The sequence below is a fragment of the Streptomyces sp. NPDC000151 genome (genome assembly GCF_040301705.1).
In the GTDB taxonomy this organism is placed as follows: domain Bacteria; phylum Actinomycetota; class Actinomycetes; order Streptomycetales; family Streptomycetaceae; genus Streptomyces.
Window position 1 is genome coordinate 1 of record NZ_JBEPFC010000215.1, and the last position, 9,413, is coordinate 9,413.

Annotated in this window: 9 protein-coding genes; 8 read left to right on the forward strand and 1 reads right to left on the reverse strand. The window is 73.1% G+C overall.

The window, feature by feature from the left end; translation table 11 throughout:
• On the reverse strand, window positions 1-894 hold an 894-nt coding region (locus ABT381_RS33625; RefSeq protein ID WP_351601161.1), incomplete at its 3' end, for an SDR family oxidoreductase.
• A 133-nt stretch (window positions 895-1,027) separates the two neighbouring features.
• Between ABT381_RS33625 and ABT381_RS33630 the strand changes: the two genes are divergently transcribed.
• The 8 genes from ABT381_RS33630 (at window position 1,028) to ABT381_RS33665 (ending at window position 9,310) form a co-directional block, all read left to right on the forward strand.
• Window positions 1,028-1,501 carry an SRPBCC family protein gene (locus tag ABT381_RS33630; protein ID WP_351601163.1) on the forward strand — a complete coding sequence of 158 codons (474 nt, stop codon included), beginning with the start codon at window positions 1,028-1,030 and terminating at the stop codon, window positions 1,499-1,501.
• Between the two features lies 1 nt (window position 1,502).
• The gene (locus ABT381_RS33635; protein WP_351601166.1) at window positions 1,503-3,131 is read left to right on the forward strand and encodes a phytoene desaturase family protein; all 1,629 of its coding nucleotides are present in this window, start codon (window positions 1,503-1,505) and stop codon (window positions 3,129-3,131) included.
• 158 nt (window positions 3,132-3,289) lie between these two features.
• Window positions 3,290-4,480 (forward strand): Gfo/Idh/MocA family protein, encoded by a 1,191-nt coding sequence (locus ABT381_RS33640; RefSeq protein ID WP_351601169.1) that lies wholly within the window; start codon window positions 3,290-3,292, stop codon window positions 4,478-4,480.
• Between the two features lie 8 nt (window positions 4,481-4,488).
• Window positions 4,489-5,424, forward strand: coding sequence for a DUF6807 domain-containing protein (locus ABT381_RS33645; protein WP_351601172.1), 936 nt, complete (start codon window positions 4,489-4,491; stop codon window positions 5,422-5,424).
• Between the two features lie 15 nt (window positions 5,425-5,439).
• On the forward strand, window positions 5,440-6,186 hold the full coding sequence (locus ABT381_RS33650; RefSeq protein ID WP_351601175.1) for a cupin domain-containing protein: 747 nt from the start codon (window positions 5,440-5,442) through the stop codon (window positions 6,184-6,186).
• A 3-nt stretch (window positions 6,187-6,189) separates the two neighbouring features.
• Entirely contained in the window at window positions 6,190-7,473 is a 1,284-nt protein-coding gene (locus ABT381_RS33655; protein WP_351601178.1) for an ABC transporter substrate-binding protein, read from the forward strand.
• An 11-nt stretch (window positions 7,474-7,484) separates the two neighbouring features.
• Window positions 7,485-8,444 (forward strand): carbohydrate ABC transporter permease, encoded by a 960-nt coding sequence (locus tag ABT381_RS33660; RefSeq protein ID WP_351601184.1) that lies wholly within the window; start codon window positions 7,485-7,487, stop codon window positions 8,442-8,444.
• Window positions 8,444-9,310 carry a carbohydrate ABC transporter permease gene (locus ABT381_RS33665; RefSeq protein WP_351601181.1) on the forward strand — a complete coding sequence of 289 codons (867 nt, stop codon included), beginning with the start codon at window positions 8,444-8,446 and terminating at the stop codon, window positions 9,308-9,310. Before ABT381_RS33660 ends, ABT381_RS33665 begins: the two co-directional genes overlap by 1 nt.
• The last annotated feature ends 103 nt before the right edge of the window (window positions 9,311-9,413 follow it).

Sequence of the window (9,413 nt, forward strand, 5' to 3'; positions counted from 1 at the left end):
GCCGCCCGCCCAGCCGCCGCGGACGGCGCCGCCCGGCAGTGGGTGCGGCACGCTTCCCACCGTGTCCGGGACGTGTTCGGTGCGGGACAGGTGCGCGCGGTTCATCTGGTACGCCAGGCCCTTCTCCATCAGGCGCGGCGCGAGCTTCGTCTGGAGGGCCAGGAAGGCGGCTGCGGGGCCGACGTACGCCTCGCGGCGCGGCGAGCGCACCAGCCGGAGCGCCTTCCGGGCCGCCCGTTCGGGGGTGTAGACAGGGGCCATCGGGATGACCTTGCGGCCCGAGTAGTTGGCGGAGCTCTGGAAGAACGGCGTGTCCATGGTGGCGGGCAGCATCGTGCAGACGTGCACGTCCCGGTGGCCCTCCAGCCACAGTTCCTGGCGCAGGCTGGTGCCCAGCGCCCGGACGGCGGCCTTGGCCAGCGCGTACGGCGCGTTGTACGGGACCGGCGAGACGCCGACGACCGAGGAGACGTTGATCAGGGTGCCGCTGCCCTGGCGGCGCATCGCGGTGAGCGCGGCGCGTGCTCCGTACACATAGCCCATGACGTCGGTGTCGATCACCTTGCGGCAGACGTCGGCCGGGATGTCGTCGAGCGCGCCGAAGGCGGCGACGGCGGCGTTGTTGATCCAGACGTCGATCCGGCCGAAGGCCGCGACGGCCTCCTGGGCGAGCCGGTCCACGGCGGCGGCGTCGGTCACGTCGGTGGGGACGGGGAGCGCGCGCCCGTTGCCGCGCCGGCGGCAGCGGCGGGCGACCTCGTTGAGCTCCTCGGCGCGCCGCGCGGCGAGCACGACGTGCCAGTCGCGTGCGGCGAACGCCTCCGCGCACGCCCGCCCGACGCCGCTGGACGCACCGGTGATCACCACGACACCGCCCTCACCCTGGGGCACCATGGCCGCCTCCTCCGTACGTACGGCCGCGAACCGGGCCGCGGTGGTTGTCGGGCCCACAAGTACCCGGACGGGCATAATGCACACATATCGGATCATCCCTCGACCTCCTTCCGTCGCCCCGCAGGGAGTGCACATGGCCGTACGGCACCAGCTCATCGCACGGAAGCCGGCCGCCGTATGGGCGGTACTGGAGGACTGCACCCGGTACGGCGACTGGGTGGTCGGCCCCTCGGGCTCCGAGGCGCAGGACGGCGAGTGGCCGGACGTCGGCTCCTCCATCGGCTACACGCTGCGGCTGGGCCGCCTTGAGCTGGCGGGCTGTACCGTCGTGCGGCGGCACGAGCCGCCGCGGTGGCTGGAGCTGGAGGCGCACTGCGACCCGTTCGGCTCGGCCCGGATCGCGCTGGACATCCGGCCCTGGGGCGAGGAGACGCTGGTCATCCTCGACGAGCACCCGCTGCGCGGCTACGGCGGCCTGCTCCACAACTTCGCCTTCGACGCCCTGATCCAGCTGCGCCACCGCAACATGCTCAAGCGCCTGGCGAAGGTCGTCGAGGAGCTGCCCCGGGAGGCGGAGGCCGGGGCCGGGCGCGCGGCGGGGCGCTGACATGCCCGACGCGGTGGTGATCGGCGCGGGACCCAACGGCCTGGTGGCCGCCAACCTCCTCGCCGACGCGGGCTGGAGCGTCGCGGTACTGGAGGCGCAGCCCGAGCCCGGCGGCGCCGTGCGCAGCGACCGCGGCGTCCACCCGGACTACATCAGCGACGTCTTCAGCGCGTTCTACCCGCTCGCGGCCGCCTCTCCCGTCGTGCGCGGGCTGGAGCTGTACCGGTACGGCCTGCGCTGGAGCCACGCGCCGCACGTCCTCGCGCACCCGCTGACCGACGGCAGGTGCGCGGTGCTGGCCCGCGACCGGGCGGCGACCGCGGCCGGGCTGGCGGGGTTCGGGGCGGGGGACGGAGAGGCGTGGGAACACCTGTGCCGCATCTGGGACCGGCTCGGCGAGGACATCATGCGGGCGCTGTTCACGCCGTTCCCGCCGGTGCGGGCCACGGCCCGGCTGGCGGCCCGGCTGCACGGCGCCGGCGGGCTCCGGCTGGCCCGCAGCCTGGTGCTGCCGGTACGCCGGCTGGGTGAGGAGGAGTTCGCGGGCGACGGCGGCCGGCTGCTGCTGGCGGGCAACGCCCTCCACGCGGACCTGGCGCCGGAGGCGGCGGGCAGCGGCGGATACGGCTGGCTGCTGGCCATGCTCGGGCAGGCGATCGGCTTCCCGGTGCCGGTCGGCGGGTCGGGCGCGCTGACGGCGGCGCTGGTCACCCGGCTGACGGAACGGGGCGGCACCGTGCGCTGCGGGGAACGGGTGACCGAGGTGGTCGTGCGCGGCGGTCGCGCGGTGGGCGTGCGGACGGCGGGCGGCGAAACGGTCTCCGCCGACCGAGCGGTACTGGCGGACGTGGCGGCGCCGGATCTGTACCGGGAGCTGGTCGGCGCCGGGCACCTGCCGGCGCGGCTCTTCGACGATCTGCGCCGGTTCCAGTGGGACTTCGCGACGTTCAAGGTCGACTGGGCGCTGGCCGGCCCGGTGCCGTGGACCGCGCCCGAGGCCGCGCGGGCCGGCACCGTCCATCTCGCCGACGGCGTCGATGAGTTGACCCGGTTCGCGGCACAGATCGCGATGGGACTGGTGCCCGACCGGCCGTTCGCGCTCTTCGGCCAGATGACGACGGCGGACGCGACCCGCTCGCCGGCCGGCACGGAGTCGGCGTGGGCGTACACCCACGTACCGCAGACCGTGAAGGGGGACGCGGGGCCGGACGATCTGACGGGGCGTTGGAGGCCGGGCGAGCAGGAGGCGATGGCCGACCGCATCGAGGAGCAGGTGGAGCGGTTCGCGCCCGGCTTCCGCGGCCGCGTACGGGCCCGGCGCGTCCTCGCGCCGCCCACCCTGCAGGCCGCGAACGGCAATCTGCACGGCGGCGCGCTCAACGGCGGCACCGCCAACATGCACCAGCAGCTGATCTTCCGGCCGCTGCCCGGCACGGGCCGCCCGGAGACCCCGGTCCCCGGCCTCTACCTCGCCTCGGCGTCCGCCCACCCCGGCGGCGGGGTGCACGGCGCACCGGGCGCGAACGCGGCGCGCGCCGCCCTCCGCGCGGGCGGCCCGGCCCGCTTCCTCGCCACCGCACAGGGCGCGCTCGCCAAGCGGGGGCGCGGCGGCGAGAAGGGCCGCGCCTAGGGCAGCCCCGGCCGCCGACCGTACATCGCACGGTTCCGGCCACCGGTCATCGTTCGGACAGCCGAACTCCGTTCCTGCACGGGTCTTGTCGCCGCGCGCGGCGCGGGCCTAGTGTCGCCAGCCGGTAAGCGCTTTCTATCCGAGGGAGCTGTCACGGCATGCCCGTTGCGGAACCGCCCGCCCAGCCGCCGACCACCGGCACCACCGCCCGCTCCGCCCCCGTCCGTGCCGCGGTCGTCGGCACCGGCGGCATCGTCACCGGCAGCCATCTGCCGGCCCTGCGCGAACTGCACGGCCGGGTACGGTTGGTGGCCGCCGTCGACACCGATCCCGCGCGGCTCACCGCCTTCCGCGACCTGGCGGGCGACGACGTGCACGGCTACGGCGACCTCGCCGGGATGCTCGCCGCCGAGCGCCCGGACCTGGTACTCCTCGGCACCCCGCCGGCGCTGCACGCCGAACAGGCCGAGGCCGCGCTGCGGGCCGGTGCCTGGGTGCTGTGCGAGAAGCCGCTGTGTCTCTCGCTCGCCGAGTACGACGCGATCGCGGCGGCGGAGGGCGACGAGCGCGCGGCGGACGACCACGGCGCGGCGGGCGGTCCGTACGCCTCGGTCGTCTTCCAGCACCGGTACGGCTCGGGCGCCGTGCACGCGCGCGAGCTGCTGCGCTCCGGGGAGCTGGGGCGCCCGCTGGTCGCGCACTGCCAGACCACCTGGTACCGGGACCGCGCGTACTACTCCGTCCCCTGGCGCGGCCGGTGGGCCACCGAGGGCGGCGGGCCGACCATGGGCCACGGCATCCACCAGATGGATCTGCTGCTGCACCTGCTCGGCGACTGGACCGAGGTGCGGGCGATGGCGGGCCGGCTGGTGCACGACGTGGAGAGCGAGGACGTCTCCACCGCGCTCGTCCGGTTCGCCGACGGCACCATGGCCACCGTCGTGAACAGCGTGCTCAGCCCCGACGAGGTGAGCCGCATCCGCATCGACTGCGCGGACGCCACGGTCGAACTGACGCATCTGTACGGGCACTCCAACGACGACTGGGCGTACACCCCCGCCGTACACGCCCGCGGGGACGAGCGGCGTACAGCGCACTGGCGCACCCCGGCCGCCGACGTGCCCAGCTCGCACGCCGCGCAGCTCGACGGCTTCCTGGACGCCATGGAGAAGGGCGTACGCCCGCCCGGCAGCGGCACGGAAGCGCGCCGCACGCTGGAATTCCTCGCCGCGCTCTACAAGTCGGCGTTCACCGGGCGCCCGGTCGGCGCGGGCGAGATCGGCCCGGACGACCCGTACTACCACGCCATGCACGGCAACCACCCCGACTGGGCACCGAAGGAGCAGTGACCGCTGCGATGAGCGCACCGACGCCGATCACCGTCACCCACACCCACGGCGAGCGCATCCGGGTCGCCGCCGCCGGCACCGAGCTGCTGTCCTACGTGTACGCCCCCGACCCGGTGGCCTTCGAGGCGCGCAAGCCGTACGTGCACCCGCTGCGCACCCTCGCGGGGCACACGGTCAGCGGCTACCGGCCCAACGACCACCGCTGGCACAAAGGTCTGCAGATGACCGCGAGCCACCTGTCGGGCCAGAACTTCTGGGGCGGCAACTCCTACGTGCACGGCGAGGGTTACCTCCCGCTCCACGAGCGGATCGGCTCCATGCGGCACGACGGCTTCGACACCTTCGAGGCCGCCGAGGACCGGCTGGACTTCACCGAACTGCTCACCTGGGTCGAGAACGGCGGCCAGGAGTGGGCGCGCGAGCGTCGCACGGTCGCGGTGCACTCGGTGGACGCGGAGGCCGGCGCGTACGCGCTGGACTGGTCGATCCAGCTGACCAACGTCCGTGACGAGGCACTGCGCTTCGGGTCGCCGACGACCGCGGGACGGGAGATGGCGGGCTACACCGGGCTGCAGTGGCGCGGCCCCCGGGCCTTCACAGGTGCGCAGGTGCTGACCCCGGCCGGCCCGAGCACCGACGAGGAGACGATGGGCAGGCCCGTCACCGAGCACCCGTGGATCGCGGTCGTCGGCGAGCACGACGACGTGGACGGGCACGCCACCCTTGCCTTCGCGCACGCCCCGGAGAACGCCGACGCCGTCCATGCCTCGCACTGGTTCGTACGCTCCGAGCCGATCCCGTCCGTCGCGTTCTCCTGGGCCTTCTTCGAGGAGTTCGCGCTGGAGCCGGGCGAGTCCTTCGCGTACCGGTACCGGGTGGTGGTCGCGGACGGAGCGTGGGATCCGCACCGCATCGAAGCCCATCTGAAGTCGCTGGCCTGGTAGGAGAAGGAGCCGGTCATGGTCATGGACGCACCGCTGCCGGGCGGCATCGGTCTTTCGCACCTCAGCGCCTACGAGTGGGAGGCCGCCGACGGCGTGTGCGGGGGCAGCCCCCATCTGCACCTCGCCTGCACAGAGGCGTACGTCGTCACCGGGGGCCGGGGCGCCGTACAGACGCTGAGCGTCGCGGACGGCTACCGCGAGACGCCGCTGGAGCCGGGCGTGATCGCCTGGTTCACGCCGGGGACCGTGCACCGCATGGTCAACGGCGACGGGCTGCGGGTCACGGTACTGATGCAGAACGGCGGGCTGCCGGAGGCCGGGGACGCGGTCTTCACCTTCCCGCCCGATGTACTGGCCGACCCCGAGGCGTACGCGGCGGCCGCGGCGCTGCCCGCGAAGGAGGGGCCCGGGGCGGAAGCCGCCGCGCGCAAGCGCCGGGACCTCGCCGTCGAGGGGTACCGCACCCTGCGTACGGCGTCGGCGGCCGGTGACGACGGGCCGCTGCGCGCCTTCCAGGAGGCGGCGGCCCGGCTCGTCGCCCCCAAGGTCGACGGCTGGCGGGAGCGCTGGCGCGAAGGCGCGCTGGCCGCCGCCGAGCGCACGGGGCGCCAGCTGACCGCGCTCGCCGGGGGCGACGCGGCGCATCTCGCCGAGGGTGGGGTCCGGTCGGCCGGGCCGACCCGGCGCGGCGGCTACGGCATGTGCGGCCGCCGCGACGAGTACGAACTGCCCGGTACGACGCTTCCGTACTACGGGGAGTGAGCCGTGCGGCGTCTCAGAACTCTCGCAGCGGTGTCGCTCACCCTCTGCCTGGCCCTCGCGGGCTGCGGTGGTGGTGGCGGCGCCGCCACCACCGCGGCCGACGGCGGCAAGGTCACGCTCCGCTTCACCTGGTGGGGCAACGCGGACCGGGCAGCGCGCACCGAGAAGGCCGTCGCCGCCTTCGAGCGGGCGAACCCCGGCATCGACATCCAGACCTCGTACTCCACGTACGAGTCGTACAAGCAGAAGCTGGCCACGCAGGCGGCGGGCGGCGACGTCCCCGACCTCATCCAGCTGGACTACCGGCAGATCAGCCAGTACGCGGGCTCGGACGTGCTGCTCGATCTGAAGACCCAGCGCAAGACGCTGCCCACGGGGCGGATGGACTCCGGGCTGCTGAAGACGGGGCAGGTGGGCGGCGTGCAGTACGCGCTGCCGATGGGCGTCGGCACGCAGGCCCTCGCGTACGACAAGGAGGCGTGGCGGAAGGCCGGGCTGCGCGCCCCGAAGGCGGGCTGGACCTGGGAGAACTGGGCGGACGCGCTGCGGAGGCTGAAGGCCGCCGGGTACGAGCGGCCGATGACGGACCCGGGCTCGATGGAGGACTGGTTCGAGGTCTGGCTGCGCGGCCAGGGCAAGCGGCTGTACGGCGCTGACGGGCAGGCCGCCTTCAGCGCGGCGGACCTGGCCCGCTTCTGGACCTTCACCTCGAAGCTGCGCAAGGAGGGGCTGGTCAGCCGGGCCGAGGACACCACGCAGATGGCGGGCTCGGTCGAGGACTCGCCGATGGGCCGCAAGCGGGCGGTCGCGGAGTTCAACTGGGACGCGCCGTCGGCCGGTTACGAGGCCGTGTACGGCGACCGGCTGGCGCTCGCGCCGATGCCGGCGGGCCCGGACGGCACCCCGGGCCAGTACTTCAAGCCGTCGATGCTCCTCGGGATCGCCGCCGGTAGCGCGCACCCGCGCGAGGCGGCCCGCTTCCTCGACTTCCTGCTCAACTCCGACGCGGCCGCCGACATCCTCGGTGTGGACCGCGGCACCCCGGTCAACAGCCGCCAGCGGGACCGGGTCCTGCCCCAGGTGACCGGCTTCCAGCAGCAGGTCGCCGGGCTCCAGCAATCCCTGGAGGGCCGGCTGAAGGACCCGCCGGCCGCGCCGCCGCGCGGCGACAACGGCCTGCAGTCGACCTTCCAGCGCGACTACGACCAGGTGGCCTTCGAGCAGGCGACACCGCGCCAGGTCGCCGAGGACTTCCTTACCGAGGCACGGACGGAGCTGAGGCCGTGAGCACGCGAGCAATGGATCCCGCGACGGCCACGCTGCCCCGGCAGCGCCCGGCCCCCGCGGGGCCCGCACCGAAACGGCGGCCGAAGCGCGAACGAGAGGGCGCCGCCTGGGTGTTCCTCTCCCCCTGGGTGCTGGGCGCCGCCGTCCTCACCCTCCTCCCGATGGCGATATCCCTCTACCTCTCCTTCACCGACTACAACCTCTTCGACCCGCCGAGCTGGGTCGGCCTGCGCAACTACACGCAGATGTTCACCGAGGACCCGCGGCTGCTCCGCTCGGTCGGTAACACCCTGCTGTACGTCCTGGTGGCCGTCCCCCTCCAGCTCGCGCTGGCGCTGGCGGTGGCGGTCGCGCTGAAGTCGATGAAGCGCGGCAAGGGCTTCTACCGCTCCGCGTTCTACGCCCCGTCGCTGCTCGGCGCCTCGATGAGTATCGCGCTCGTCTGGCGGGCGCTGTTCAACGACGGCGGCACCGTCGACAACGTACTCGGCTCGCTCGGCCTGCACACCGGCGGCTGGATCAACCGGCCCGGCTGGGCGCTGCTGTCCGTGGCGCTGCTGACCGTCTGGCAGTTCGGCGCGCCCATGGTCATCTTCCTGGCCGGACTGCAGCAGATACCGAAGGAGCTGTACGAGGCGGCGTCGGTGGACGGCGCCGGGCGGTGGCGGCAGTTCGCCTCGATCACCCTGCCGATGCTGTCCCCCGTCCTCTTCTTCAACCTGGTCCTGCAGACCATCCAGGCGTTCCAGGTCTTCACGCCCGCGTTCGCGGTGAGCGGCGGCCGGGGCGGCCCCGCCGACTCCACCCTCTTCTACACGCTCTACCTCTACGACCGCGGCTTCACCGCCTCGCACATGGGCTACGCCTCCGCGATGGCCTGGGTCCTGCTGATCGCCATCGGCATCGTCACCGCGGTGCTCTTCCGCACCTCCCGCTCCTGGGTCTTCTACGCGAATGAGGAGGGCCGCTGATGACCGCGAAGCCGATGACCGTGCGGCCGATGACCGTCAACTGGCCGCGCGCCGCACTGCACGCGGGCTGTCTCCTGGTCCTGGCCGTCATGCTGTACCCGCTGGGCTGGCTGGTCGCGACGTCCTTCAAGCCGGCCGACGAGGTGCTGGCCAGCCTCGCGCTGCTGCCGTCCCGGCTCGCCACCGAGAACTACGGGACGGCCGCGGCCGGCATCCAGGGCGTGAGCCTGCTGAAGCTGTTCGGCAACTCGCTGACCATCTCGATCGGTGCCGTGCTCGGCAATGTACTGAGCTGCTCGCTGGCCGCGTACGCGTTCGCGCGGCTGCGGTTCCGGATGCGCGGGCCGCTGTTCGCCTTCATGATCGCCACGATCATGCTGCCGCACCACGCGGTGCTGATCCCGCAGTACATCGTCTTCAACCAGCTCGGCATGGTGAACACCTTCTGGCCGATGGTGCTGCCGAAGTTCCTGGCGACCGACGCATTCTTCGTCTTCCTCATCGTGCAGTTCATGCGCGGGCTGCCGCGCGAGCTGGAGGAGGCCGCGAAGATCGACGGCTGCGGGCCGTTCCGTACCTTCGCCCGGGTCGTGCTGCCGCTCACCCGGCCCGCGCTGATCACCACCGCGATCTTCACCTTCATCTGGACCTGGAACGACTTCTTCACCCAGCTGATCTACCTCTTCGAGCCGGACAAGTACACGCTCACGCTCGCCCTGCGTACCTTCGTGGACACCTCCAGCCAGTCCGCGTACGGCCCGATGTTCGCCATGTCGGTCCTCGCACTGCTCCCGATCGTGCTCTTTTTCCTGGCCTTCCAGCGCTTCCTGGTGGAGGGCATGGCGAACTCGGGGGTCAAGGGATGAGCGCCGCAACGAGGAGAACGCCTTCCTGGACGAGCTGGCGAAGCTCCCGGGCGGGACCGAAGCCCGCGACGCCATCGAGGGCTACCTCGACCGGTACGGCATG